Below are 24,101 nucleotides of genomic sequence, written 5' to 3' on the forward strand. Positions count from 1 at the left end.
GATACAACCAGCCGCAAGTGCGACCGTCAAACATTCCTAAACTATGTCGGTTACCCGAGTGTGTCCGCAACCCAGTTTTCCAATAGAAACCCCGCAATTGCACCTTTGCGTGGCGCGCGCACTTTTGGATGGTCGCCGGCGATCGCATCCATGACCTCCTGACGGGTCAACCAGATCGCATCTTCGATTTCTGACGGATCAATGGCGATTTCATCATTCAGGGCCACGCCGTGACAGCCGAACATCAATGACATGGGAAATGCCCACGGCTGGCTTGCAAGATACCCGACGTCGCCAACCTGGATGCCGGATTCTTCCAGAACCTCGCGCCGCACGGCGGCCTCCAGCGTCTCCCCCGGCTCGACGAACCCTGCCAGAAGCGAATACATCCCTTCTGGCCAGCCAGGTGAACGGCCCAGCAACACGCGATCCCCCCGCGTGATCAGCATGATCACCACGGGATCAGTGCGCGGGAAATGGGCGGCGCCACAACTTGGGCACCGACGCTGCCACCCGGCTTGCTCGACCCGGCTGGCCGCACCGCAGCAGGCGCAAAACCCGTGTGTTGCATGCCAACCCAGCAAGGCCTTCGCGGTCGCCGCCAGCTCCGCCTCTCGCGGTGTAAGCCGTGTCATCACGGCCCGCAGCTCTGCAAAAACATGGGTCGATGGCAGATCAGGGTGACGCTGTTCGCTGGGATCGAGAAACGTATCAAGCGTAGACAAGTCGGTTTCTTCCGGCTCCCACTCTCCCAGATCGAGCGCAAAATACCCCGCGGCCTGCGCACCGCGCCCGAGAAAGAGCGCCTCCGCCCGCCGCTGCGCCACCAGCGGGTGGCTGGTCGGCAGAAACGCTAACCCCGCCGCATGATCCTGTCCGGTATCATGCAGACAAAGCGGCTTGCCCCGCCACAAGAGCATAACCAACGCCTCCGCTGTCGACCATATCCGATCCAGCTCTTCGGGAACGGTCCGCAGATGGGCTGCGCGATCCAGGCCGCTACCGCCGAATGTGACTTGCTCTGCCCGTTTCATACCTGCCTCGCTGTTTGCATGTCACACCGGGTTCTCGCGCCCTGCCTCGATACGAGGCAACGGCGATAACACGGTGTTTTACACAGGCGATGCCGCATTCCCCGAAGCGACTCAAGCAAAAATGCCACGCTTCACAAAAACTCGAAAAAAGCGCGACGTGAGGGTTCCGCGCAACGCTTAAGCCTGCTCTTCTCGACGTTAACTAATTCGAGAAGCCCCGGAACGCCCCGGACATGGTGGCAAACGGTGCCGACGACTGGCGATGAATGGCGCATGATGACTGGATCCGACCAAGGCCCCACAGGGACGAATGGGGCCGATGAAGACGTGACAGAGGTGCCAGCGCGCCTCCGACTGCTTGCGACGTCTGATGTACACAGTCACCTCCTTGGCCATGATTATTATGCGGACACCCCTCATCCGGGCATCGGTCTGAGCCGGACTGGAAGTCTGATCGCCCAGGCGCGTGCCGAAGTGGCGGCAGAAGGCGGCATCGACTTGCTTGTCGACAATGGCGATTGGCTTCAGGGCTCACCACTGGCGGAAACTGATGCCGCAAACCCCGACGCACCTCCGCCTGCCATCCACGCATTTGGTATACTGCGCTATGATGCAGTCGGACTGGGAAATCACGAGTTCAATTTTGGCCTGGACACGCTGAACCGCGCATTGCGCGCGCTGCCGTGCCCTGCGATTTGCAGCAACGTACACCCCTGCGCGCCTGACGTTGCATTGCATGTGGAACCGCACCTGATCCTGTCGCGCCGTATTCCGGGCGCTGCGGCGGATGCGCCCGAGGTGCGCGTCGGCCTGTTCTCCGTCCTGCCACCGCAAACCCTGTTGTGGGATGCCGACCACCTCGCGGGGCGTGTGCGCATCGACGATATGGTCGACAGCGCCCGCACCGCCATTGCAACGCTTCGTTCAGCGGGCGCTGACGTGGTGATCGCCTTGGCGCATACCGGGCTTGCGGCAGCCCAGGCCGCGCGCGGTATGGAGAACGCCCTGCGCCCGCTCTCACACTTGCCAGGCCTCGATGCTGCGGTCGGCGGGCACACGCATCTGCTGCTGCCTTCGGCCAATGGTTCCGAGGACGGATTGGGCGTGCCTGTTGTGATGCCCGGCTCCAGCGGCTCTCACCTCGGCGTGGTGGATCTGTTTCTGGAGCAGACCGCGGACGGCTGGCAGGTGCAGCATGCGACCTGTGACCTGCGCGCGGTGAGCACCCGTTCGTCAAAAGGTCTGCAGCCGCTCGTGCCCGAAGCGCCAGAGATGGTCGCAGGCCTTGCCACGGCGCACACCCGTACCCGCGCCGATATGGCAACCCCGGTTGGCACCTTGTCAAAGCCGCATCATTCCTACTTCACCTTCTTTGGAGAGGATCGGGCTCTGGCGTTGACGGCACAAGCGCAGGCCGCTGCGGTTCGCCCACTTCTCGCAGCTTCACCGCATGCTGGGCTGCCGCTTCTTTCCGCTGTGGCGCCGGCAAAGTTCGGCGGGCGGGCCGGGCCGCTTAACTATACGCATGTACCAGCTGGCAAGGTGTCCCGACGCCATGTCGCCGACATTTATATCTACCCGAACGAGCTGCGCTGCGTGATTGTCAGCGGTGCCCAGCTGACGGACTGGCTGGAAATGTCGGCCGGGCTGTTCAATCAGCTCACCCCGGATATGCCAGGGACCCTGCTGGCCAACCCGGATCGTGCGGGGCATAATTTCGATGTGATTTTTGGGCTGGAGTATGAGATCGACCCAACCGCCCCCGCGCGTTTTGATGCGGATGGGCGACCGGTCAGCGATGCGCCGGGACGTGTCCGAAACCTGCGCTGGAATGGGTCGCCCCTGCGACAGGACCAACTGTTTGCCGTTGCCTACAACAGCTATCGCAGCAGTGGCGGGGGCAACTTTCGCATGCTGGGGGACGCTCCGACCTTGCAACTTGCGCCGATGATGATCCGGGATGCGGTCACGGCCTATGTGACCGGTGCAGTGCAAAAGGACCCGCTGGCAACACTTCCCTACCCCTGGCAGCTCCGTCCTGACCTAGGGGTGCAGGCGGTCGCCATCACCGGCCCCGGCGCACGCAGTTTCCTCTACGAGTTGCCGGACCACGTCGCCGCCAGTGCCACGGCGATGGAAAGCGGCTTCCTGTCGCTGACCCTGGATCTCTGAACGGACACGGCAGAGCTACCAGGAATCCCACGGCGCCGGGTTGTCATCATTCCATCATTTCCCTATATCGGGATTCGAGGGGTTGGCGCGGGCAAGCGCCTCGCCAACCTGGTCAGGTCCGGAAGGAAGCAGCCACAACGAGCCCCGCTTGGGTCGATGTCCAACCTCTCACTTCACGAAGCCCCGCCATTGGCGGGGTTTTGTGTTTAGAAGACCCCGCCGTATCTCTCGCCCGCCTGCGTGCGAGTATTATGCAGCTGCAGCGATAACATCGTTGACGACTCGGCGGGCAGCTCGCTACCCATATTGGTGATGGTTTCCAACTGGCCCGCTTTGGCTGTTTGGAATGAAAAGGGAACATGGTGAGGCGATGGGCAACAGACCCAGACCCAAGTCCATGACTGCCCCCGCAACTGTAAGCGGCGAGCAACCCGGTGTGACCACTGGTTCCAGAGGCCAAGGCGGCCAGTTGGACCGGGAAGGACCGGCACGCAGCGACCCGCAAGTCAGGAGACCTGCCATCACCGAAAGAACCTGAAACCGGGCGGGGTGTCCTGGATGAGGTCTGATGGCACACCGCAGGTTCACTGCATCCCCGCTGCCAACGGTCTCTCCTGCCGCACCGCCCCGACATGATACTTTGTGCGGAGGGCACTTTGATGGAAAATCCCGAACAGACACATGATTTTGTGGCGACAACCTGTATGCATCTGGGCCGCCCCTGCCCGGCGGCAGAGCGTATGTTGCGCGCCCTTGCCGGAGCGCTTGACCGCGCACGAGCCGTCACCCGTGACGATTTTGAGATTTCGGGCGATAGCCAGCTCGACGGCTGTGAAAAAGCCTGTCCGGCGCGGTTCGCCGCCAGTCATGATCGCATCCGGGTGTTCTGTGATGTCTCGGCGAGCACCGAGACCGAAACACTGGACCGGTTTGCCGATGCCATGCTGTCGCCGGACATGGCCGATCTGCCGGCCCGCAGTGCGGCAGAGGTGCCGCGCGCCTTTGGTGAAGCCCGGCCCCTCAGCCTGACACGCGCCGAAACCATTGTACCGATGTAACCTCCCGCGACCCGGCCAGAGCGCCTGCCGCTCCACGCGAACATCCAGCCCTGCCGATCAGCTACAGCTGCCATCGCGCGACTAGGGGGCGCTGCGCGGCCCTTGGGCCCAGATCAACTGCGCATCGGTTTCCACAGCGCAGGGGCGCTGCGCCCGCAATCGTGCCAATGCTGCATCCGGGCGCTCCCCGCTCTCGATCATCAATCGCAGGGCAACCATACCGGAGCGCCCGCAGCCGCCCCTGCAATGCACCAGCACTCGACCGCCACCCGACATCGCCTGACGCGCCAACGCGCTGACATCGGCCCAGCGATCCTGCATGTCATCGCCAGGGGTTTGAAAATCATCCACAGGCAAGTGGAACCAACGACTGCCGAGCCCCTGAAGATCGCTGCCGATATTCTCGACCCCCAGGATGACGTGCTCCACGCGGGTGGTCATCGAGATTACGATCGAGGGTTTCCATTCTCCGATCAGTCGAAGATCACCAGCGTAATCGCCCCCTGCCCCAGGTGCCTGGCTGAGCGCAAGAATGCCGTCACCAATCGACAGCGCATGAAGCACAAGAGGTTGCGCAGCCGGGTGCGGCTGCAGTTCAGAAGCACTCACCATTTAATCTCCCCCCCGGGAGGCGCGACCCTAAACCCGCGATACAGTACAAGATACCATAGCCTCGGCAAGCAGCTGATCGGTAGCCTTTTTTGCACGCGGCCGGATTCACCCTGCTCAGTGTGCGCCTTGAAACACGCAGGCCGCGCAACAGCGGTGGACGAAGCGCGCGGTGCCGCTTAGTTTGCACGGGATCATTTCGGCGCCGTCCACGAATCCGGGCAGCGCCCCTCAAAGACCATCCGAAAGGCCCTCATGAGCGAGCATAGCCCCGAGACCGCCCCCGCCCCGCAAGGCGGACAATATCAGGTTCTGGCACGCAAGTACCGGCCCGAGACCTTTGCCGATCTGGTTGGTCAGGACGCCATGGTGCGCACGCTGAAGAACGCCTTTGCCGCGGATCGCATCGCTCAGGCCTTCATCATGACCGGCATTCGCGGCACCGGCAAAACCACCACCGCGCGGATCATCGCCAAAGGCATGAACTGCATCGGCGAGGACGGTACCGGCGGCCCCACCACGGAGCCTTGCGGCAAATGCGAGCATTGCCTGGCGATCATGGAGGGGCGCCATGTGGACGTGATGGAGATGGACGCCGCCTCGCGCACCGGGGTTGGCGACATCCGCGAGATTATCGACAGCGTCGCCTATCGCGCCGCCTCGGCCCGCTACAAGATCTACATCATCGATGAGGTGCACATGCTGTCGACCTCCGCCTTCAACGCGCTGTTGAAGACGCTGGAGGAACCACCGGCGCATGTGAAATTCATCTTTGCCACCACCGAGATCCGCAAGGTGCCGGTGACGGTGCTGTCGCGCTGTCAGCGGTTTGACCTGCGCCGGATCGAGCCGGAGGTGATGATCGCGCTGCTGCGCAAGATCGCCGGGGCCGAGAGTGCCGAAATCGCCGAGGATGCGCTGGCGCTGATCACCCGCGCCGCCGAAGGCTCGGCCCGCGATGCGACCTCCCTGCTGGATCAGGCGATCAGCCATGGTGCGGGTGAGACGACGGCGGAACAGGTCCGGGCGATGCTGGGGCTGGCCGACCGGGGCCGGGTGCTGGATCTGATGGACATGATCCTGCGCGGCGACGCGGCGGCGGCACTGACGGAGCTGTCCGGGCAATATGCCGAGGGCGCCGACCCGATGGCGGTGCTCCGCGATCTGGCCGAGATCACCCATTGGGTTTCGGTGGTGAAGATCACGCCCGATGCCGCCGACGATCCAACCATCAGCCCGGATGAGCGGTCGCGAGGTCAGGACATGGCCAGCCGCCTGCCGATGCGGGTACTGACGCGCATGTGGCAGATGCTCTTGAAGGCGCTGGAAGAAGTCGCCGCCGCACCCAATGCGATGATGGCGGCAGAGATGGCGATCATCCGCCTGACCCATGTCGCCGACCTGCCCTCGCCCGAAGAACTCGTGCGCAAGCTGCAGGATACACCGCCGCCTCCGCCGCCGGGTCCAGGCGGCGGACACCCCATGCAGGGCATGGGGTCGCCTGCAGCGGGCGGGGGGGGCGGGGCTCCGGCTTACGCCTCCGCCCCGCCGCAGGGCGCCCCCGGCGGTGGACCCAATGGCGGGCATACGATGTCGGCAGGTGGCGGGCAGGCCGCCGCAGTGGCCCCGCGCCTCGACAGTGCATTGGCGCGGTATCCGAGTTTTGAACATGTGATCGAGCTGATCCGCAAACACCGCGACGTGAAACTGCTTGTCGAGGTCGAAGGCGGCGTGCGGCTGGTGTCCTACCAACCCGGGCGGATCGAATTCACCCCTGCTGCGAAGGCTCCGCAAGATCTGGCAGCCCGCCTAGGCACGGCGCTGCAGAACTGGACCGGCAGCCGCTGGGTGGTCTCCATCGCCTCGGACGGTGACGCGCCGACCATTGCGGAGCTGCGGGATGCAGCCGAAAACGCCCTGCGCAAGGAGGCCTCGGCCCATCCGCTGGTGCAGGCGGTTCTGAAGAATTTTCCCAGCGCCAAGATCACCAAGATCCGCACCCCCGAGGAGCTGGAGGCCGAAGTGCAGGCCGAGGCCCTGCCCGAGGTCGAGGACGAATGGGACCCGTTTGAGGAATGAGATCAGCCCCGCGAAGGCTTCGGCGTAGATTTCGCGGGGCTGGACGGGCAGCCGTGGTCTGCTCGCCCTATGCGAGATGGGCGGCGGTCTGCGTGACCGTCGCGTAGCTCATCGCCAAGGGGGCCATGAACGCGGCATGCATCTGTTCAGCCGGGACCGTGACACCGCCAAACTCCATGGCGCGGGCGGCGCAGGCATCCTCGACCACGGTCACAGCAAACCCCAGATCCGCCGCAGCGCGGGCGGTGGCGTCGATGCACATCTGGCTCATCGCACCGCAGAGGGTAGCGGCCTCCACCCCGGCGTCGCGGAGCAGCTCCAGCAGACCCGTCTCATAAAAGCTGTTGGGCCGGTGCTTGGTCAGCACCCTCTCGCCCTCGATGGGCGCAACTGAGGCATGGATTTCAGCGCCCGGCGTGCCAGGACGGAAAAACGGCGCCTCGGACGACGGGTTCTCGTGTCGGATGTGCACCACAGGGTCACCGTTCACCCGTGCCGCCGCCAGCAGGCGCGCCGCATTGGCGCTGGCCGGGTCCATCTTGTGCAGCTCCCAGTCGCCACCGGGGAAATAATCGTTCTGGATATCCACTAGGATCAGTGCCGTCCTTGGCATGGTCATACTCCTTTGTCTGATCTGTCCCGGCGAGATTGGCGCAGGTTGACTACCACTGCACTTGGCGCATATGCCGAACATCATGCAAAATACGCCAAACCTACCGATCATCCTGCTGGACGCGCCGGGTGCGCAGCGCGCGGCGCTTTGGGGGCTGCAGGATCTCTTTGCGCTGGTTCCAAGACTGGATCCCACATGCACACCGCTGGATGTGCGCGTTCTTGCACCGGACGCGCTCCCGCAGGCGCCAGTGGCGGCTTTCGTATTCGCCCCCTCCATCGAAGGCACACGGCCCGTGCCCGATCATCCGCTGGTCGCCTGGGCCGTGCAACAGCACGCGCAGGGGGCGCTGGCCTGTTCGGTCTGCGCGGGGGCATTCTGGCTGGGTCAGGCGGGGCTTCTGTCCCAGCGTCCCGCGACCACCCATTGGGCACTGGAGGAGGAGTTTCGCCAATGCTTCCCGGATGTGCGCCTCGCACCGGAGCATATCCTCGTGGACGACCACGACGTGATCACCGCTGGCGGATTGATGGCCTGGACCGACCTCGGCCTGCATCTGACCGGACGCTGGTACGGGGCCGAGATGGTCTCGCGTCTGGCGCGTCACCTGCTGGTCGACCCCGGCGGGCGGGAGCAGCGGGCCTATTCCACCTTCGCCCCACCCCGTCAGCATGGCGATGCGGCGGTGCTGCTGGCGCAGCGGCATATGGATCAACAGTTTGGCACCGCGCTCACGGTGCCAGTGCTGGCGACTGTGGCCGGCCTGTCGGAACGCTCCTTCGTGCGGCGGTTCACTGCCGCCACCGGCACCCCGCCCGCGAGCTACCTGCAAGCGTTGCGCGTCGAGAAGGCACGCGGCGCGCTGGAGCGCAGCCAGGCCAGCATCGCCCAGATCGCCTGGGACGTGGGCTACCGTGATGTGCCCGCCTTTGCCCGCGCCTTCAGATCCATCACCGGCCTCACCCCCGGGGCGTATCGCAGCCGGTTTCGCACGCCCATGAGCTGAACCGGCCCAAATGGACTGCGGTTTGCGGCCTGCATTTGGGCTTTGCCCTTGCCTGCGCGGGGTGGCGCACGTATCTAACAGGGCAAACCTGACATCAGGAGTGATAGGATATGTTCAAAGGCCTAGGTGGCCTCGGCGATATGGCCGGGATGATGAAAAAAGCCCAGGAAATGCAATCCAAGATGGGTGAAATGCAGGACGAGCTGCATAACATCATGGTGGTGGGCGAAGCGGGCGCGGGCCTTGTGAAGGCAACCGCATCTGCAAAAGGCGATCTGAAATCGCTCGACATCGACCCATCGATCTTCAACGGCGACGACAAGGAAGTGGTCGAGGACCTGATCCTCGCCGCGGTGAAGGACGCGCAGGCCAAGGCGGCCGAACGCGCGCAGGATGAGATGACCAAGCTGTCCGAAGGCCTCGGCCTGCCAAAGGACATGAAGCTGCCGTTCTGATCCGCTGCGCTCAGACGAACGAAAGGCGGCCTTTGGGTCGCCTTTTTTCATGTAATAGGCCCATGTGATATGCGGGGCGTATACGACATGGGGCTTGCACTGCGGCGGATGATGCGCACTACTCGAACATAAGAAGAACAGGACAATTCCATGGCCGAGCATGACGTGAGTGATATCGAGGCGTTGATCGCCCTGATGGCAAAGATGCCGGGGCTGGGCCCGCGTTCCGCCCGGCGCGCGGTACTGCATCTGATCCGCAAGCGCGCGCTGGTGCTGACACCGCTGGCAGACGCCATGAGCCGGGTGGCGGAGACCGCGCGCGAGTGTCTGAACTGCGGCAACGTGGGCACCAGCGACATCTGTGCGCTCTGCGAGGATGAGACCCGCGCCAATGGCGAGCTGTGCGTGGTGGAGGATGTGGCCGATCTCTGGGCGATGGAGCGCGCCGGTGTGTTCAAGGGCCGCTATCACGTGCTGGGCGGCACGCTCTCTGCGCTGGACGCGGTGGGGCCGGAAGATCTGCGCATCCCGCGGCTGGTGGACAGGGTGGCAACCGAAGCGGTGAGCGAGGTGATCCTGGCGCTCAATGCCACCATCGACGGTCAGACCACGGCGCATTACATCGTCGACCAGCTGGAAGGACGGGTGAAGCTGACCTCGCTGGCGCAGGGCGTGCCGATCGGCGGCGAGCTGGACTACCTCGATGACGGAACGATTTCCGCAGCCCTCCGGGCGCGCAAGGAGATCTAGGCAACTGCCCCCGGGCCGTATCTGGCTCAGGCTGGGGAGACGCTCCCGCGCGTTTACGATCTGGCGATCTCACCCCCTTGGGGGTGGCATCGCGTGCCCAAGGGGCACGCGATGCGCGCCGCGCCACAGGCGCGGCGCCCGGCCCAACGCCGGGCGGGGCAGCTGTGCTGCATCAACCGGGGGCGGGAGACCCTCCCCATCACAGCTCGCAAAACCTCAGCTGAGATGCGCCTTGAGCCCTGCAAGAGTGGCGGCAAACCCGTCGTCGGTGACATCCTTGTGCAGCACCATGCGGATTGCCCCCGTGCCCCCGGCGGAGATCACCACGCCCTGTTTGGCCAGCGCCATGCCAAGCGCGACATTCTCGCCCGTTGAGGGCGTGAAGAACACCATGTTGGTATCCTGCTCCACAGATCCTGCCCCGAGGTCGCGCAGGGCGGAGGCCAGGGCCTCCGCCCGGGCATGGTCTTCGGCCAGTCGCGCCACGTTGTGGTCCAACGCATGCAGCCCCGCTGCGGCCAGAACACCGGCCTGCCGCATGCCGCCGCCGACCATCTTGCGCCAGCGGCGGGCCCGGTCGATCAGATCCGCAGGCCCCACTAGAACCGAGCCCACCGGAGCGCCCAGCCCTTTCGAGAGACAGATCGAGACCGTATCAAAGCGCCCGGCGATCTCCGTCAGCTCACAGCCCAATGCTGTCGCCGCGTTGAACACCCGCGCACCATCCAGATGCACCGACAGCCCGGCAGCCCGTACTGGTGCGATGCACTCGTCCAGCCGCGCCAGAGACACCGCCTTGCCGTTGTGGGTGTTTTCCAGCGACAGCAGGCGGGTGATCGGATGATGGGAATCATCTTCTTTCACCGCCGCTGCAATATCCGCCGGGCGCAGACCGCCATCCTCGGACACTCCAAGAGGATCCAGCACGATCCCGCCCAGCGCCGAGGCGCCGCCGGCCTCGTATTTGTAGACATGATAGCCGCGCCCGGTGAGGATCTCCTCGCCGCGCCCGCAATGGGCCAGCAGGGCGACAAGGTTGCTCTGGGTGCCGGTGGGCAGGAACAGCGCCGCCTCCTTGCCGGAGCGTTCGGCCAGAGCTGACTCCAGCCGATTGACGTTTGGATCCTCGCCATAAACGTCATCACCGACCTCTGCTGCCGCCATCGCCGCGCGCATGGCAGCATCCGGGCGGGTCACGGTGTCGCTGCGCAGATCACAGATCACCTCTGCAATATTTGCTCCGGGCGTTTGTGAATATTGGCTCATGGTCATCGTCCTTTTGCTCTCGCCCCGACCGTGACCGGTGGCGCATTCCGCTTTGGCCGCATATTGAAACCAAGGCCCGCCAAGGTGCAATGGTTGCCAGCGTTGCAAGTACAATCCAGCCCTGCCTTCACCTGCGCATTTGACCCTCCCGGCTTAAAGGTCGCACAACGGCCTCACCCTGCTGACAAGGCCCGACCAAGCGCATCTGACAGCTTATCGGTCAATTCACCGATCTGCGCCTCACTGAGAATGAACGGCGGCGCCAAGAGGATATGATCCCCGTTGCGACCATCCCGCGTGCCAGCCATCGGATAACAGATCAAACCGGCTTCCAGCGCTGCATTTTTCACACGCGCGGCCAAGCCCCGCGCAGGATCAAACGGAGTCTTGTCGTCGCGATCCGCCACCAGTTCCAAACCACGGAACAGGCCGCGGCCCCGGATGTCCCCGACATGAGGGTGCTGACCAAACCGGTCGACCAGAGCCGCCTGTAGCACCTCACCCATGCGGGCGCAGCGGGCAACCAGATCGCGTTCCTGCATCTGGGTCACCACCGCCAGCCCTGCCGCAGTCGCCACCGGATGACCGATATAGGTGTGACCATGCTGGAAGAACCCCGAGCCACTCGCGATGGCATCGTAGATCGCCGCCGAACACAGCATCGCCCCGATGGGCTGGTAGCCCGCGCCAAGCCCCTTGGCGATGCAGAGGATATCTGGCGCGACCCCATCCGCCTCGCATGCAAACAGGTGCCCGGTGCGCCCCATGCCGCACATCACCTCATCCAGGATCAGCAACACGCCATATTGATCGCAGATCTCGCGGATACGCTTGAAATAGCCGTCGACCGCCGGCACCGCACCCAGGGTCGCCCCGACCACCGGTTCCGCCATGAAGGCCATGACCGTCTCCGGCCCCAGCCGCAGGATTTCCGCCTCCAGTTCATTGGCCACCCGTTGGCCGTAGTCAAAGCTGCTCTCGCCCTCGGTGCGGTCCACATATTCATAACAGGGCGCGATATGCGACACGCCGATCAGCAGCGGATCAAATTGCTGCCGTCGCCACGCATTGCCCCCCGCCGCCAGCGCACCAAGCGTATTGCCATGATAGCTCTGCCGCCGCGCAATCAGATGACGGCGCTGCGGCTCCCCCCGTTCGAGATGATACTGGCGGGCAAGCTTGATCGCCGCCTCCGTGGCCTCCGACCCGCCGGAGACAAAATAGACCCGGTCCAGCGTGCCGGGCGCGTTGGAGATCAACAGATCCGCCAAAGCCTCTGCCGGCTGCGATGTCATAAATCCAGTGTGGGCGAAGGCCAGCGTCTCAACCTGCGCCTTGACCGCTTCGATCACCGCAGCATCGGAATGCCCCAGACAGGAGACCGCCGCGCCGCCAGAGCCATCAAAGTAGCGTTTGCCATTGGCGTCAATGAGGTAGCAGCCCTCGCCCGCGACGGCGGTGGGCAGGTCGGATGTGCTGTGACGGGGAAAGACATGGCTCATGAGAAATCTCGCAGGGTTGTGTCCGGGGTAGCGGCCAGTGGAACAAGGCGATGACCCTGCGCCTCTGCCAGGTTGAGAAAAGCCGTGACCGAAGCTGCATTGTCCGCCCATGGCGCGGCATCCTGTGCGCCAAGGCTGTTTTCAAAGCCGATCCTGACCTGTCCTCCCGCCGTGATGGCGGCCAGCAGGCAGGCGTGTTCCTCGGGACCAAAGGCACAGAGGGTCCACCTCAGCTGTAACGGCGCGATCTCCTTCAGAAACGCAGGCAGCATCGCGGGGCGTGCGGGCTGTCTGGTGGCATATTGGCCAAGCACCAAGATCGCGTCACGCATCTGCAGCGGCACAGTTCCCTCCTTATACCATGCCTTGAGCTGCGCCACGCAGGCGGGTGAATAGAGGATGTGCTGCACCTCAGTGCCCGCCTCGGCACAAAGCGCATAGACCCGCGCCGCCAGTCCGGCATCGCGTGCCATCTCGCGCACCGATACAGACGCCGCCGCCGGGCGCAGCGCCTCAAGGCAGGCCAGTTGTGCGGGCACGTCAAAAAGACCAGCGCTTTCGGTGGTGATCTGCACGCCCATGGTGGGTGCGCTCTCTGCTACCGCCGCGATGGCCGCGCGGTAGCGCCCGGCATCCAGCGAATGCACGCCCTCACCGTCCCGCACATGCAGGTGTAGGGTCTGCACGCCAAGCACATGGCAGGCCCGCGCGGTCTCGGCGATCTCAGCCGTTGTCACCGGCAGCGCGGGATGATCCCCCTTGCCCCGTCGCGCCCCGTTCGGGGCGACCATCATCGTGAATTCCACCATCGTTCCGGCCCCCTTACCGATCTGCCCCAGCCGGTCATCATCGCCAGAGCCCCTGTGTGTCGCACCGACTGTGACCCTTCGCACGTATGTGCTCAAGCAGCACAGCGCAGCACAAACGTTCTTTCGCACTCATCTTCCCTGTCACAATTGCAGCCCGGACCTGTGGCCTCAAACCTCAGGGTCAACTGGACCTATTCCGAATGGCGGAATTGTCCTTTGCTGTTCAAGGACAGAGTGTGTCCGCCAGCCGGACGATTCTCACCGCTTTTCCAGAATGAAAGGAACATGTCATGCACGGCACGTTCACCGATAACGACCTCAGCCATGTGATCGACGCCGACAAGGCGCATGTCTGGCACCATCTGGTACAGCACAAGCCGTTTGAATCCTCCGATCCGCGCATCATTGTCGAGGGCAAGGGCATGCGCGTCTGGGATCAAAACGGCAAGGAATGGCTCGATGCGGTGTCCGGCGCGGTCTGGACCGTCAACGTGGGCTATGGCCGCGAAAGCATCTGCAAGGCGGTCTACGATCAGATGATGAAGATGTGCTATTTCGCACAAGCAGCGGGGTCGGTCCCCGGCGCGCTCTATGCTGAGAAGCTGATCGAGAAGATGCCCGGCATGTCGCGGGTCTATTATTGCAACTCCGGCTCGGAAGCGAACGAGAAAGCCTTCAAGATGGTGCGCCAGATCGCGCATAAGAAGTATGGCGGCAAGAAAACCAAGATCCTCTACCGCGACCGTGATTACCACGGCTCCACCCTGGCGGCGATGTCCGCAGGCGGTCAGGACGAGCGCAACGCGCAATACGGCCCCTTCGCGCCGGACTTTGTGCGCGTGCCGCATTGCATGGAATACCGCAAGCACGAGCTGGGGCTGGAACATCTGTCCGGTGAGGCGTTCGGCATCGCCGCCGCCAACCTGATCGAGGAGGTCATCCTGCGTGAAGGCCCGGACACTGTCGGTGCGCTCTGCCTGGAGCCGGTCACCGCAGGCGGTGGCGTAATCGAGGCGCCCGAGGGCTACTGGCCGCGTGTGCAGGAGATCTGCAAGCAATATGACGTGCTGCTGCACATCGACGAAGTGGTCTGCGGCATCGGCCGCACCGGCACCCATTGGTTCGGCTACCAGCATTACGGCATCAAGCCCGACTTCGTGACCATGGCCAAGGGCGTCGCCTCCGGCTACGCGGCCATCGCCTGCATGGTCGCCACCGAGGAGGTCTTTGACCTGTTCAAGGACGACCCGTCGGACAAGATGAACTATTTCCGCGACATCTCCACCTTTGGCGGCTGCACCGCAGGCCCGGCGGCGGCGCTGGAGAACATGCGCATCATCGAGGACGAGAACCTGCTGGAAAACTGCACCGCCATGGGCGCGCGCATGATGTCCAACCTGCAGGCCTTGCAGGAAAAACACGCGGTCATCGGCGATGTCCGCGGCAAGGGGCTGTTCCTCGGCGTCGAGCTGGTCTCGGATCGCGACAGCAAGGAGCCGGTGGACGAGACGCTGGCCCAAAAAGTGGTGGCCGAATGCGGCAACCACGGGGTGATCATCGGCGTCACCAACCGGTCGGTGCCGGGGCGCAACAACACGCTGTGTTTCTCCCCCGCGCTGATCGCCACCGCAGACGACATCGACCAGATCACCGATGCGGTGGACAAGGCATTGACCACGGTCTTTGGCTGATCTCGCAAATTGGATCGGCAAGAATTGCGAAAGGTGGCCCTTTAGATGGGGCCACCTTTTCTGCATCTGGACGGGAGAGATATTCTTTCGAAAGGCCAGGCCCATGTGGATGACCCCGACCCAATTGCAGAGCGAGATCGCAAGCCTCGTACCCCTGTCCCACGATCACGCGCCGGATCTGGCCGAGGCCGCAGCCGATGGCGAACTGCATCGCCTCTGGTACACCGCCGTGCCCGCGCCCGACGGGATCGCGGCCGAAATCAGCCGCCGTCTGGCCTTGCAGGAGGCCGGCAGCATGGTCCCCTTCGCCATCCTCGACGCATCAAGCCGCGCGGTGGGCATGACCACCTTCATGAACATCGACCAGGCCAATCACCGGGCAGAGATCGGCTCCACCTGGTATCGAAAATCAGTGCAGCGCACCGGCCTCAACACCGCGATCAAACAGCTGATGCTTTCCCATGCGTTTGACACAAAGGACGCCATCGCGGTCGAGTTTCGCACCCATGTGCTGAACCGCCAGAGCCGCGCCGCCATCGAACGCCTTGGCGCAAAGCTCGACGGCATTCTGCGGGCGCATAGCATCCTGCCCAATGGCACCCTCCGCGACACCGCCGTCTATTCGATCACCGCCGCCGAATGGCCCATGGTGCGCGCCAACCTTGCCCATATGGCAGCCCGCTGACAGCACATGCGGGTCAGGGAGGCCGAAAGGCCCCGCCCGTTCGGGCGGCTTGTCCTTGACGCGCTTTCCCATCCCAAAATGGAAAACGGCTCTGAGGGGCAGACCTGCCCCTCAGAGCCATCTCGGCAGCTCCTGCGCCGAAGGCGCGCGGCCCGCCGAGCCGTCCCGTCAGATCATCTGGAACACCACCCCCGACAGGATCGCGCCGGAGACCCCAAGCCCCAGATACATCGCAAACACCCGCGGTTTCACCAGCGACCAGACCGCCGCCATCGCCGGGATCGAGCTGACCGCGCCCGCCACCATGAAGGCCAGCGCCGCGCCAGCACTCATGCCTTGGGTCATCAACCCCGCCAGCAGCGGCGGCGCGACATAGGAGTTCAGATAGGCCGGCATGCCCACCAACGCGGCCGTGGCGATCGGCACGATGCCCTCGCCACCCACCAGCGAGGCAATCCACTCGGGGCGCACGTAAGTCACCAGCAGCGCCTCGAGCACATAGGCGAAGGCCAGCCATTTCAGCAGGAACAGCCCGTTCTCAATGAACTCCTTGCGGAAGGTCGCACGGCGATCCTCTTCCTGCCAGAACCTCCAGTTGGGCTGCTGCTCAATCTTGGGCGTGCCACTGCCGCAGCAGCTTTTGACCGGCGCTTTTTTCAACGGCTGGGCAAACAGCCCACCACTGCGCAGCGCCTTGATGATGAAGCCGCCGAACAGGCCCAGCGCCACCGCGCTCACTGCCTTGGCGATCGCAAAGGGCCAGCCCAGCGCCGCAGCTGTAATCAGCAGCGTCGGCGGGTCGATCAGGGGCGAGGACAGCCAGAATGCCATCACCGCCGCAAGCGGTGCGCCCAGCGCCAGAAGCCCGGCGATGAAGGGAATGACCTCGCAGGAACAGAACGGCGCCAGCCCGCCCAGGAGCGCGGCAAAAAAGATCATCCGTGTTTCGCGCCCGACAAAGGCCCGCGCCACCAGCGCCTCGGCCCCGGTGGCCTTGAGATAGGCCAGCAGTGTCACCGCAAAAAGAATGTACTTCGAGGTCGACAGCAGTGCAGCGGCGGCAAAGCTCAGCACGGGGACGAAATTCGCCATATCCAGCACCGCCACCGCCAGCAGGATCAGCGCCCCGATGGTCCAAGGGCTTTGCAGCCAGCTCCAAGCGATGCGTGCCGGACGTTGTGAAACAGATGTATCAGCCATCGTTGGCAACCCTTCCGGCAAGCCCTGCATCCGCATCCTGACAGCATTCGCTGAGGATGAAGCCCGCAAGGCGTTCGAGATGTGTGAAATTGGCGCGGCAAATCGTGCTGCGCCCGGCTTTTTCCTGCGCCACCACATCGGCGGCGGCGAGGAATTTCAGGTGATGCGCCAATGTCGAGGCGGCGATGCCCGTGCGGTCGCGGATCTCTCCGACCGTCAACCCGGCTTCCCCGGCGCGTACCAGGACACGCAGCACCTCCAGGCGGGCCTCGGACCCCATCGCAGAAAATCCCTGCGCGGCAAGTGATGGATCCATGTCGGATCTCCTCATTCGATTCGATAAAACTAGTTTTATGGTTTTATAGGGCATGTCGCAAGCGGCAATCCATACCGCCAGGTCTGCCCGCCTACCCCGCTGTCTTTGCGGCAGGAATTGGCGCCGACGCAAAAACCTGCCCGCATCCGCACGGTCCAGATTGCTTTGCACATAAGTCCAGAATAGGCTCTGGCGATGGCTATTTCCGTCGAAACCTTTTTCCTCAACCCGGACGCACAGGGCACGCTGCAGGCGCAGATCCAGGAGATGATCGCCGCCGGCATCCTCTCGGGTCGGTTCCGCGCCGAAGAAAAGCTGCCCTCCTCGCGCAAGCTGGCCGCCCATCTCGGGGTCAGCCGCATCACCGTGACGCTGGCCTATACGGAACTGGTGGCCAACGACTACCTGACCGCGCGGGGACGGTCGGGCTTTTTTGTCTCTGGAACCGCTCCGGTGCCGCCCTCCTTTTCGCCGACCGAAAAGGGGCAGGAAACAGTCGATTGGGCCGGCACCATCACCCGCCAGTTCACCGGTGGCGACACCCCGCGCAAGCCCAAGGATTGGCGCAGCTACCGCTATCCGTTCATCTACGGGCAGGCGGATGCCACGCTGTTCGACCATGCCAACTGGCGGCTTTGTGCGCTGCGGGCACTGGGGCAAAAGGATTTTGCCGCCATGACCGGCGACTACTTCGACCAGGACGACCCGCTGCTGATCGAATATATCGCCCGCCACACCCTGCCGCGCCGCGGCATCATCGCCCGCCCGGAGGAGATCCTGATCACGCTGGGGGCGCAAAACGCGCTCTGGATCGTGGTCCAGTTGCTATTGCAGCAGGGGCGCAAGGCGGCGATCGAGGATCCCAGCTACTACACCCTGCGCGACCAGCTGGGCCACACCGGCTGCGCGCTGGATGTAATCGGGGTGGACAGCGACGGCCTGCCGCCGGAACAGATCGCGGCGGACACGGATGTGATCTTCACCACCCCCAGCCATCAGAGCCCGACCACGGCCACCATGCCGATGGCGCGACGCAAGGCGCTGCTGAGCCGCGCCAAGGAGATCGACGCCATCGTGGTCGAAGACGACTACGAATTCGAGATGTCCTTTCGCGCGCCGCCCTCGCCCGCGCTCAAGTCGATCGACAGCGACGGGCGGGTGATCTACCTCGGCAGTTTCTCGAAATCGCTGTTTCCGGGGCTGCGGCTGGGCTACCTCGTGGGGTCGGAGCCCTTCATCCGTCAGGCCCGCGCGCTGCGGGCCAATGTGCTGCGCCACCCGCCCGGTCATATCCAGCGCACGGTGGCCTATTTCCTATCACTGGGTCACTACGACGCGCAGATCCGCCGCATGGCGCGGGTGCTGCAGGAACGGCGCGCGGTGCTGGAGGAGGCGATCTCCAGCCACGGCTTGATCCCTGCAAACCGCAGCCTCTACGGTGGCTCGTCGCTGTGGATGCAGGCGCCAGCGCATGTCGACATGGGCCGCGCCGCCGAAGACCTGCGCGCCAACAGCGTGATCATCGAACCCGGCGCGCCCTTCTTCTCTACCGAGACCCGGCGACATAATTTCTACCGGCTCGGCTATTCCTCCATCGCCAGCGAGCGCATCCCGCAAGGGGTGGCCCATGTGGCAGAGGCAATCCGCAACGCCCGCCCGTGAGCACCTCGGCAAGGGGGGCGCTCCCGCCCCTTCGACGGCGCATCACAGATGCACCGCGCAGGGCCCAACGGGACGATATGGTCCGCCAGGACCATGGAGGACGGGCGGGAGCCCCCCGCTATCACGGCCTTTGCTCAGCCCCAATCCCGGGCAGACCAGCCGCTGGAGCTACGGCACCGGAGAACTGGCCCTAACGCCGCGTTCCGGCGCCGCCTAAACCGGAATAAAGACGATCAGCGCCGGCCGCATCGGACCGCCGGGCAAACGGGAGACCGCATCATGCGCATGACCACCGAAGAAGCCTTTGTCAAAACCCTGCAGATGCATGGCATCGAACACGCCTTTGGCATCATCGGCTCTGCCATGATGCCGATCTCCGACCTCTTCCCCAAGGCCGGGATCACCTTCTGGGACTGCGCCCATGAAGGCAGCGCCGGCATGATGGCCGATGGCTACACGCGGGCGACGGGCAAGATGTCGATGATGATCGCCCAGAACGGCCCCGGCATCACCAATTTCGTCACCGCCGTCAAAACCGCCTATTGGAACCACACGCCGCTCTTGCTGGTCACCCCGCAGGCCGCCAACAAGACCATCGGTCAGGGTGGATTCCAAGAGGTCGAGCAGATGAAACTGTTCGAGGACATGGTGGCTTATCAGGAAGAGGTTCGCGACCCGTCCCGCGTGTGCGAAGTTCTGAACCGCGTCATTATGCAGGCCAAGCGCGCCTCCGCCCCGGCACAGCTGAACATCCCACGCGATATGTGGACTCAGGTCATCGACGTGGTGATGCCCGCCATCGTCGAGTTCGAACGTCCCGCCGGCGGCGAAAGCGCCCTTGCGCAAGCCGCCGACCTGCTGTCGAACGCCAAAAACCCGGTGATCCTGAACGGCGCCGGTGTGGTGCTGTCCAAGGGCGGCATCGACGCCTCCATGGCGCTGGCGGAACGGCTCGATGCGCCGGTCTGCGTCGGCTACCAGCACAACGACGCCTTCCCTGGCTCGCACCCGCTGTTTGCGGGTCCTCTGGGCTACAACGGTTCCAAGGCGGGCATGGACCTCATCAAGGAGGCCGATGTGGTGCTCTGCCTCGGCACCCGTCTGAACCCGTTCTCGACCCTTCCGGGCTATGGCATGGATTATTGGCCCGCGGCGGCCAAAATCATCCAGGTCGACATCAACCCGGACCGCATCGGCCTGACCAAGACCGTATCAGTCGGCATCATCGGCGATGCGGCCAAGGTGGCCACCGGCATCCTGGGCCAATTGTCTGACACTGCGGGCGACGCCGGTCGCGACGCCCGCAAGGCCAAGATCGCCGAGACCAAATCCCGCTGGGCACAGCAGCTGGCCTCGATGGATCACGAGGACGACGATCCCGGCACCAGCTGGAACCAGCGCGCCCGCGCCGACAAGCCCGACTGGATGAGCCCGCGCATGGCCTGGCGCGCGATCCAGTCCGCCCTGCCGAAAGAGGCGATCATCTCGTCCGACATCGGCAACAACTGCGCCATCGGCAACGCCTACCCGTCGTTTGAGGCGGGGCGCAAATACCTCGCACCGGGTCTTTTTGGCCCCTGCGGCTACGGCCTGCCCGCCATCATGGGGGCCAAGATCGGCTGCCCGGGCACGCCGGTTGTGGGCTTTGCCGGCGACGGTGCATTCGGCATTGCGGTCAACGAGCTGACCGCGATCGGTCGCGAGGAATGGCCCGCGATCACCCAGGTGGTGTTCCGCAACTACCAATGGGGTGCGGAAAAGCGAAACTCCACCCTGTGGTTCGACGACAACTTTGTCGGCACCGAGCTGGACACCAAGGTCACCTACGCCGGGATCGCCAATGCCTGCGGCCTCAAGGGCGTTGTCGCCCGAAGCATGGACGAGCTGACCTCCGCCCTGCATCAGGCCATCGAGGACCAGAAGAACGGCATCACCACCTTGATCGAGGCGCTGATCAACCAGGAACTGGGCGAGCCGTTCCGTCGCGATGCGATGAAGAACCCGGTTGAGGTCGCGGGCATTTCCGCCGATGACATGCGCCCGCAGGAAGGCGCCTGACGCCAATGACGCTGGCCCTGCCCTTTGACTTGACCACTGGACAGGGCCTGTTCCTTGCGGCCGCGCTGTTGGGCGCGGCGGCGATCCGGGGCTATTCCGGCTTTGGCTTTTCCGCCATCTTCATCGTCTTGGCGGCGCTGACCACCAACCCGCTGCCACTGATCCCGGTGGTGTTTTCCTGCGAAATCGCCATGACTGCCTTTCAGGCCCGCGGCATCCGCGCCCATGTGGACTGGCGCCGGGCAGGCGCGCTGTTGTTGGGCGCGGCGCTGGCGGTCATCCCCGCCGTGGCGATCATGGCGCGGCTTGATCCCATGCAGGCGCGGCTGGCAGTCTCGGCGCTGATCCTGCTGCTCAGCCTGATCCTGCTCAGCGGCTGGCAACTCAAACGCCCCATCGGCGCGCTGGGTCACACCGGGGTCGGCGTGATCTCCGGCACCGCCAATGCCGCCGGGGTCGGCGGGTTGCCCACGGCGGCGTTCCTGTCGGCGCAGGCGATGAGCCCCGCCAGCTTTCGTGCCACCATGATCGTATTTCTGACCGGCATCGACCTGATGGCGCTACCCACCATGTCGGCGCACGGGCTGGTCACTGACGAGACGGCAGTGGCGGCGCTGATGGCCTTTCCCATTCTCGGCGTAGGGGTCTGGCTTGGCAGCCAGGGGTTTGCGCGCGCGAATCCGGCCGGGTTCCGGCGCAAGGTGGTGATCCTGTTGGCCACGCTTGCAGCGCTGAACATTCTGAAGGTGGCGCTATGACCGCGCCATCGGATATTCTGGTGCTGAACACCGGCTCGTCGTCGGTGAAATTCGCGGTCTTCGATGCGCAGCTGCAAGAACGGCTCAGCGGTGTCGCTGATGGCATCGGCGGTGCCGGCCAGCTGCGCATTGGCGCTGAAGGCGAGGCCGTGGCCCTGCCCGATCATCGCCATGCGCTGTCGGCGGTGCTAACGCGGCTGGCACACGACGGCATCGGCCCTGAAGCGCTGCGCGTGGTCGCCCACCGCGTGGTCCATGGCGGCACCCAATTGACCGCCCCGACACGTATCACACCCGAGGTCCGCGCGCAGATTGCCGCCTGCGTGCCACTGGCCCCTTTGCACAACCCACATGCGCTGTCCGCGATTGATGCCCTCGACCATCTCGCACCCGAAGTGCCGCAATATGCCAGTTTCGACACCGCCTTTCACGCCACTGCGCCGGAGGTGGCGCAACGCTACGCCCTGCCGCCCGAGGCCGAGGCGCTGGGGCTGCGCCGCTACGGATTTCACGGGCTGTCCTATGCGGCGCTGTGTCGTCGCCTGCCGGAGATCTCCGGCACGCCACTGCCCACACGACTGCTGGCCTTTCACCTCGGCAATGGCGCCTCCATCTGCGCCATTGAGCACGGTCAGTCAGTGGCCACCACCATGGGCTATTCCCCACTCGAAGGCCTGACGATGGGCACGCGGGTCGGCACGCTGGACGCCAATGCGACCCTGCGACTGGTGGAGGAGATCGGCCTCACACAGACCAAGACCCTGCTGAACAGCAAATCCGGCCTTGCCGGATTGTCCGGCGGGCTTTCCGACATGCGCGCGCTGGAGGAGGCCGACACCCCGGAGGCACGCTTTGCCATCGCGCATTTCTGCTATTGGGCGATCCGGCATGGACACAGCCTGATCGGAGCCATGGGCGGCTGTGACGCCATCGCCTTTACCGGCGGTATCGGCGAAAATGCCAGCGCCATCCGGGCGCGGATTCTAGACGGGTTCTCATGGCTCGGCTGCGTCCCGGACCCGCACCGCAATGCCGAAAACGCCGCCTGCCTGACCTTCGCAGACAGTCAGCCCTCCGCCTGGATCGTGCCCGCAGAAGAGGAACGCCAGATCGCCATGCACGCGCGCGCATTGATCGCTGACACCCAATGAGAGGCGAAACAAATGTCCTCCTCTTTTCAAAAACGCAGAACAGAACTACCACTTATGGCAGGTAAATTAGCCAATTGGTTCACCTTGCGAGGGCGGCGCAAATTGCTACACAAATGATACACCAATTCCCTACCTGCGCTTGCGCACATTACATCCCGAAGGCCATCCCTTGACCGACACCCTCCTGCCCGCCCGCCTGTCTTCCACGATCCAGACCTTTCGTATCTCCGCGAAGGCGCTTTTTCCCGGCGTTGCAGTTTCGATCATCGTCGCGGTCACCGCACAGTTTCTGGCAGAGCATTACGCGACCCCTGCGATGTTGTTGGCGCTGCTTCTGGGGATTGCGGTCAGCTTCCTTGGCGAAGAGGGGCGCACCGTGCCCGGCGTGGCGTTTTCAGCACGAACGCTGCTTAGGCTCGGCGTGGCGTTACTGGGCGTGCGGGTGTCGATGATGGTGCTGGCGGGCCTTGGCCTGCCGTTGATCCTGCTGACCGCGGGCGGCGTGGTGGCCACCATCGGCTTTGGCCTCCTGATCGCGCGGTTCTTCGGCCACGGCTGGCGCTTTGCCCTGCTGACAGCCGGATCTGTGGCGATCTGCGGCGCGTCGGCAGCGATGGCGATCGCCGCGATCCTGCCGCGCGACGAACGCAGCGAACAGCGGCTGATCTTCACCGTCATGGGCGTCACCGTCCTGTCGACTGTTGCTATGATCGCCTATCCGATCCTCGCCCGATTCATGGAGTTCGACCACATCCAGGCCGGGGTTTTCCTCGGCGGCACTATCCACGATGTGGCGCAGGTGGTCGGCGCGGGCTTCTCCATCTCTGAGGAGACCGGCGACACCGCAACGTTGGTCAAGCTGATCCGCGTGTCGATGCTGGCGCCGGTGGTGCTGGTGGCCTCCTTGATGATCCGCAGCCGGTTAGAGGCACCGTCGGATGGCAAGCAACCCCCGCTGCTGCCCGGGTTCGTCATCGCCTTCATCGCGCTGGCCGCACTCAATTCCTTCGGTCTCATTCCGCCCGCGCTGAGCGATTTCCTCAGCGCCTGCTCGCGTTGGCTGTTGCTGATCGCCATTGCCGCCGTCGGCATGAAGAGCAACCTCAAGCAGGTGCTCTCTGTCGGCGGTGCTGCCATCGCGCTCTTGATTGTCGAAACATTGTTTATTGCCGGGGTCATACTGACAGGGATCACGCTTTTGACCTGAGGGGCGAAATTGAAGGGAGG

General features: G+C 64.2%; 21 protein-coding genes, 1 other RNA gene and 1 riboswitch. Of the genes, 14 read left to right on the forward strand and 8 right to left on the reverse strand.

Going from position 1 to position 24,101, the window contains the following annotated elements; all coding sequences use genetic code 11:
* Positions 1–50 precede the first annotated feature (50 nt).
* Positions 51–1,034 (reverse strand): NAD(+) diphosphatase, encoded by a 984-nt coding sequence (gene nudC / locus R1T40_RS13295; protein ID WP_317384459.1) that lies wholly within the window; start codon positions 1,032–1,034, stop codon positions 51–53.
* A 273-nt stretch (positions 1,035–1,307) separates the two neighbouring features.
* Here nudC and R1T40_RS13300 point away from each other — a divergent pair, with 273 nt between their 5' ends.
* The 3 genes from R1T40_RS13300 to R1T40_RS13310 all read left to right on the forward strand — a co-directional run bounded on the left by R1T40_RS13300 (position 1,308) and on the right by R1T40_RS13310 (position 4,264).
* Entirely contained in the window at positions 1,308–3,206 is a 1,899-nt protein-coding gene (locus R1T40_RS13300) for a 5'-nucleotidase C-terminal domain-containing protein (protein WP_317384460.1), read from the forward strand.
* Positions 3,207–3,281: 75 nt separating this feature from the next.
* An RNA gene (gene ffs, locus R1T40_RS13305) (signal recognition particle sRNA small type) lies at positions 3,282–3,380 on the forward strand.
* A 122-nt stretch (positions 3,381–3,502) separates the two neighbouring features.
* Positions 3,503–3,743: riboswitch (cobalamin riboswitch) on the forward strand.
* 122 nt (positions 3,744–3,865) lie between these two features.
* Positions 3,866–4,264: a hypothetical protein gene (locus R1T40_RS13310; RefSeq protein ID WP_106161499.1), complete on the forward strand. Its 399-nt coding sequence runs from the start codon at positions 3,866–3,868 to the stop codon at positions 4,262–4,264.
* Positions 4,265–4,345: 81 nt separating this feature from the next.
* Here the strand turns inward: R1T40_RS13310 and R1T40_RS13315 are convergent, their stop codons facing one another.
* Positions 4,346–4,876 (reverse strand): protein-tyrosine phosphatase family protein, encoded by a 531-nt coding sequence (locus R1T40_RS13315; protein WP_317384461.1) that lies wholly within the window; start codon positions 4,874–4,876, stop codon positions 4,346–4,348.
* A 252-nt stretch (positions 4,877–5,128) separates the two neighbouring features.
* Here R1T40_RS13315 and R1T40_RS13320 point away from each other — a divergent pair, with 252 nt between their 5' ends.
* A complete protein-coding gene (locus tag R1T40_RS13320; RefSeq protein WP_317384462.1) occupies positions 5,129–6,952 on the forward strand; it encodes a DNA polymerase III subunit gamma/tau in 1,824 nt (607 codons plus the stop codon).
* Positions 6,953–7,019: 67 nt separating this feature from the next.
* Here R1T40_RS13320 and R1T40_RS13325 read toward each other — a convergent pair whose 3' ends face one another.
* Complete coding sequence (locus R1T40_RS13325) at positions 7,020–7,565, reverse strand: cysteine hydrolase family protein (RefSeq protein WP_317384463.1); 546 nt, start codon at positions 7,563–7,565, stop codon at positions 7,020–7,022.
* 82 nt (positions 7,566–7,647) lie between these two features.
* Here R1T40_RS13325 and R1T40_RS13330 point away from each other — a divergent pair, with 82 nt between their 5' ends.
* The 3 genes from R1T40_RS13330 to recR all read left to right on the forward strand — a co-directional run bounded on the left by R1T40_RS13330 (position 7,648) and on the right by recR (position 9,776).
* Positions 7,648–8,571 (forward strand): GlxA family transcriptional regulator, encoded by a 924-nt coding sequence (locus tag R1T40_RS13330; protein WP_317384464.1) that lies wholly within the window; start codon positions 7,648–7,650, stop codon positions 8,569–8,571.
* A 110-nt stretch (positions 8,572–8,681) separates the two neighbouring features.
* On the forward strand, positions 8,682–9,026 hold the full coding sequence (locus R1T40_RS13335) for a YbaB/EbfC family nucleoid-associated protein (protein WP_106161491.1): 345 nt from the start codon (positions 8,682–8,684) through the stop codon (positions 9,024–9,026).
* 150 nt (positions 9,027–9,176) lie between these two features.
* Entirely contained in the window at positions 9,177–9,776 is a 600-nt protein-coding gene (gene recR, locus R1T40_RS13340) for a recombination mediator RecR (RefSeq protein ID WP_106161489.1), read from the forward strand.
* Between the two features lie 216 nt (positions 9,777–9,992).
* On the opposite strand, the gene ltaE is transcribed toward recR, so the two are convergent.
* The 3 genes from ltaE to R1T40_RS13355 all read right to left on the reverse strand — a co-directional run bounded on the left by ltaE (position 9,993) and on the right by R1T40_RS13355 (position 13,353).
* Positions 9,993–11,042 carry a low-specificity L-threonine aldolase gene (gene ltaE / locus R1T40_RS13345; RefSeq protein ID WP_317384465.1) on the reverse strand — a complete coding sequence of 350 codons (1,050 nt, stop codon included), beginning with the start codon at positions 11,040–11,042 and terminating at the stop codon, positions 9,993–9,995.
* Between the two features lie 173 nt (positions 11,043–11,215).
* Positions 11,216–12,544 (reverse strand): aspartate aminotransferase family protein, encoded by a 1,329-nt coding sequence (locus R1T40_RS13350; RefSeq protein WP_317384466.1) that lies wholly within the window; start codon positions 12,542–12,544, stop codon positions 11,216–11,218.
* Complete coding sequence (locus tag R1T40_RS13355) at positions 12,541–13,353, reverse strand: BKACE family enzyme (RefSeq protein ID WP_317384467.1); 813 nt, start codon at positions 13,351–13,353, stop codon at positions 12,541–12,543. The genes R1T40_RS13350 and R1T40_RS13355 overlap by 4 nt, the downstream gene beginning before the upstream one ends.
* Positions 13,354–13,643: 290 nt before the next feature.
* Here R1T40_RS13355 and R1T40_RS13360 point away from each other — a divergent pair, with 290 nt between their 5' ends.
* The gene (locus R1T40_RS13360; RefSeq protein ID WP_106161483.1) at positions 13,644–15,044 is read left to right on the forward strand and encodes an aminotransferase family protein; all 1,401 of its coding nucleotides are present in this window, start codon (positions 13,644–13,646) and stop codon (positions 15,042–15,044) included.
* A gap of 103 nt (positions 15,045–15,147) precedes the next feature.
* Positions 15,148–15,729, forward strand: a complete 582-nt coding sequence (locus R1T40_RS13365; protein WP_317384468.1) for a GNAT family N-acetyltransferase — start codon at positions 15,148–15,150, stop codon at positions 15,727–15,729.
* 168 nt (positions 15,730–15,897) lie between these two features.
* Here R1T40_RS13365 and R1T40_RS13370 read toward each other — a convergent pair whose 3' ends face one another.
* A complete protein-coding gene (locus tag R1T40_RS13370; RefSeq protein ID WP_106161479.1) occupies positions 15,898–16,929 on the reverse strand; it encodes a permease in 1,032 nt (343 codons plus the stop codon).
* On the reverse strand, positions 16,922–17,245 hold the full coding sequence (locus tag R1T40_RS13375) for an ArsR/SmtB family transcription factor (protein ID WP_317384469.1): 324 nt from the start codon (positions 17,243–17,245) through the stop codon (positions 16,922–16,924). The genes R1T40_RS13370 and R1T40_RS13375 overlap by 8 nt, the downstream gene beginning before the upstream one ends.
* 195 nt (positions 17,246–17,440) lie before the next feature.
* Between R1T40_RS13375 and pdxR the strand changes: the two genes are divergently transcribed.
* From pdxR to R1T40_RS13400, 5 genes are all read left to right on the forward strand, one after another.
* Positions 17,441–18,907 carry a MocR-like pyridoxine biosynthesis transcription factor PdxR gene (pdxR, locus tag R1T40_RS13380; RefSeq protein ID WP_317384470.1) on the forward strand — a complete coding sequence of 489 codons (1,467 nt, stop codon included), beginning with the start codon at positions 17,441–17,443 and terminating at the stop codon, positions 18,905–18,907.
* 279 nt (positions 18,908–19,186) lie between these two features.
* The gene (gene xsc, locus R1T40_RS13385; RefSeq protein ID WP_317384471.1) at positions 19,187–20,965 is read left to right on the forward strand and encodes a sulfoacetaldehyde acetyltransferase; all 1,779 of its coding nucleotides are present in this window, start codon (positions 19,187–19,189) and stop codon (positions 20,963–20,965) included.
* 5 nt (positions 20,966–20,970) lie between these two features.
* Positions 20,971–21,723: a TSUP family transporter gene (locus tag R1T40_RS13390; RefSeq protein WP_317384472.1), complete on the forward strand. Its 753-nt coding sequence runs from the start codon at positions 20,971–20,973 to the stop codon at positions 21,721–21,723.
* Complete coding sequence (locus tag R1T40_RS13395) at positions 21,720–22,874, forward strand: acetate/propionate family kinase (protein ID WP_317384473.1); 1,155 nt, start codon at positions 21,720–21,722, stop codon at positions 22,872–22,874. Before R1T40_RS13390 ends, R1T40_RS13395 begins: the two co-directional genes overlap by 4 nt.
* Before the next feature lie 196 nt (positions 22,875–23,070).
* Positions 23,071–24,081 carry a YeiH family protein gene (locus R1T40_RS13400; RefSeq protein ID WP_317386981.1) on the forward strand — a complete coding sequence of 337 codons (1,011 nt, stop codon included), beginning with the start codon at positions 23,071–23,073 and terminating at the stop codon, positions 24,079–24,081.
* The last annotated feature ends 20 nt before the right edge of the window (positions 24,082–24,101 follow it).

Origin of the sequence: Tritonibacter scottomollicae (assembly GCF_032924845.1) — a bacterium.
In the GTDB taxonomy this organism is placed as follows: domain Bacteria; phylum Pseudomonadota; class Alphaproteobacteria; order Rhodobacterales; family Rhodobacteraceae; genus Epibacterium; species Epibacterium scottomollicae.

What these genes read in the sequence shown, in the direction of transcription:
- R1T40_RS13320 (WP_317384462.1), top strand. Translation starts at nt 5,129, where the DNA reads ATGAGCGAGCATAGCCCCGAGACCGCCCCCGCCCCGCAAGGCGGACAA.
- ltaE (WP_317384465.1), bottom strand. Translation starts at nt 11,042, where the DNA reads ATGAGCCAATATTCACAAACGCCCGGAGCAAATATTGCAGAGGTGATC.
- R1T40_RS13350 (WP_317384466.1), bottom strand. Translation starts at nt 12,544, where the DNA reads ATGAGCCATGTCTTTCCCCGTCACAGCACATCCGACCTGCCCACCGCC.
- R1T40_RS13360 (WP_106161483.1), top strand. Translation starts at nt 13,644, where the DNA reads ATGCACGGCACGTTCACCGATAACGACCTCAGCCATGTGATCGACGCC.
- R1T40_RS13355 (WP_317384467.1), bottom strand. Translation starts at nt 13,353, where the DNA reads ATGGTGGAATTCACGATGATGGTCGCCCCGAACGGGGCGCGACGGGGC.
- recR (WP_106161489.1), top strand. Translation starts at nt 9,177, where the DNA reads ATGGCCGAGCATGACGTGAGTGATATCGAGGCGTTGATCGCCCTGATG.
- R1T40_RS13370 (WP_106161479.1), bottom strand. Translation starts at nt 16,929, where the DNA reads ATGGCTGATACATCTGTTTCACAACGTCCGGCACGCATCGCTTGGAGC.
- R1T40_RS13315 (WP_317384461.1), bottom strand. Translation starts at nt 4,876, where the DNA reads ATGGTGAGTGCTTCTGAACTGCAGCCGCACCCGGCTGCGCAACCTCTT.
- R1T40_RS13390 (WP_317384472.1), top strand. Translation starts at nt 20,971, where the DNA reads ATGACGCTGGCCCTGCCCTTTGACTTGACCACTGGACAGGGCCTGTTC.
- pdxR (WP_317384470.1), top strand. Translation starts at nt 17,441, where the DNA reads ATGGCTATTTCCGTCGAAACCTTTTTCCTCAACCCGGACGCACAGGGC.
- R1T40_RS13325 (WP_317384463.1), bottom strand. Translation starts at nt 7,565, where the DNA reads ATGCCAAGGACGGCACTGATCCTAGTGGATATCCAGAACGATTATTTC.
- R1T40_RS13330 (WP_317384464.1), top strand. Translation starts at nt 7,648, where the DNA reads ATGCAAAATACGCCAAACCTACCGATCATCCTGCTGGACGCGCCGGGT.
- nudC (WP_317384459.1), bottom strand. Translation starts at nt 1,034, where the DNA reads ATGAAACGGGCAGAGCAAGTCACATTCGGCGGTAGCGGCCTGGATCGC.
- R1T40_RS13375 (WP_317384469.1), bottom strand. Translation starts at nt 17,245, where the DNA reads ATGGATCCATCACTTGCCGCGCAGGGATTTTCTGCGATGGGGTCCGAG.
- xsc (WP_317384471.1), top strand. Translation starts at nt 19,187, where the DNA reads ATGCGCATGACCACCGAAGAAGCCTTTGTCAAAACCCTGCAGATGCAT.
- R1T40_RS13395 (WP_317384473.1), top strand. Translation starts at nt 21,720, where the DNA reads ATGACCGCGCCATCGGATATTCTGGTGCTGAACACCGGCTCGTCGTCG.
- R1T40_RS13310 (WP_106161499.1), top strand. Translation starts at nt 3,866, where the DNA reads ATGGAAAATCCCGAACAGACACATGATTTTGTGGCGACAACCTGTATG.
- R1T40_RS13300 (WP_317384460.1), top strand. Translation starts at nt 1,308, where the DNA reads ATGATGACTGGATCCGACCAAGGCCCCACAGGGACGAATGGGGCCGAT.
- R1T40_RS13335 (WP_106161491.1), top strand. Translation starts at nt 8,682, where the DNA reads ATGTTCAAAGGCCTAGGTGGCCTCGGCGATATGGCCGGGATGATGAAA.
- R1T40_RS13365 (WP_317384468.1), top strand. Translation starts at nt 15,148, where the DNA reads ATGTGGATGACCCCGACCCAATTGCAGAGCGAGATCGCAAGCCTCGTA.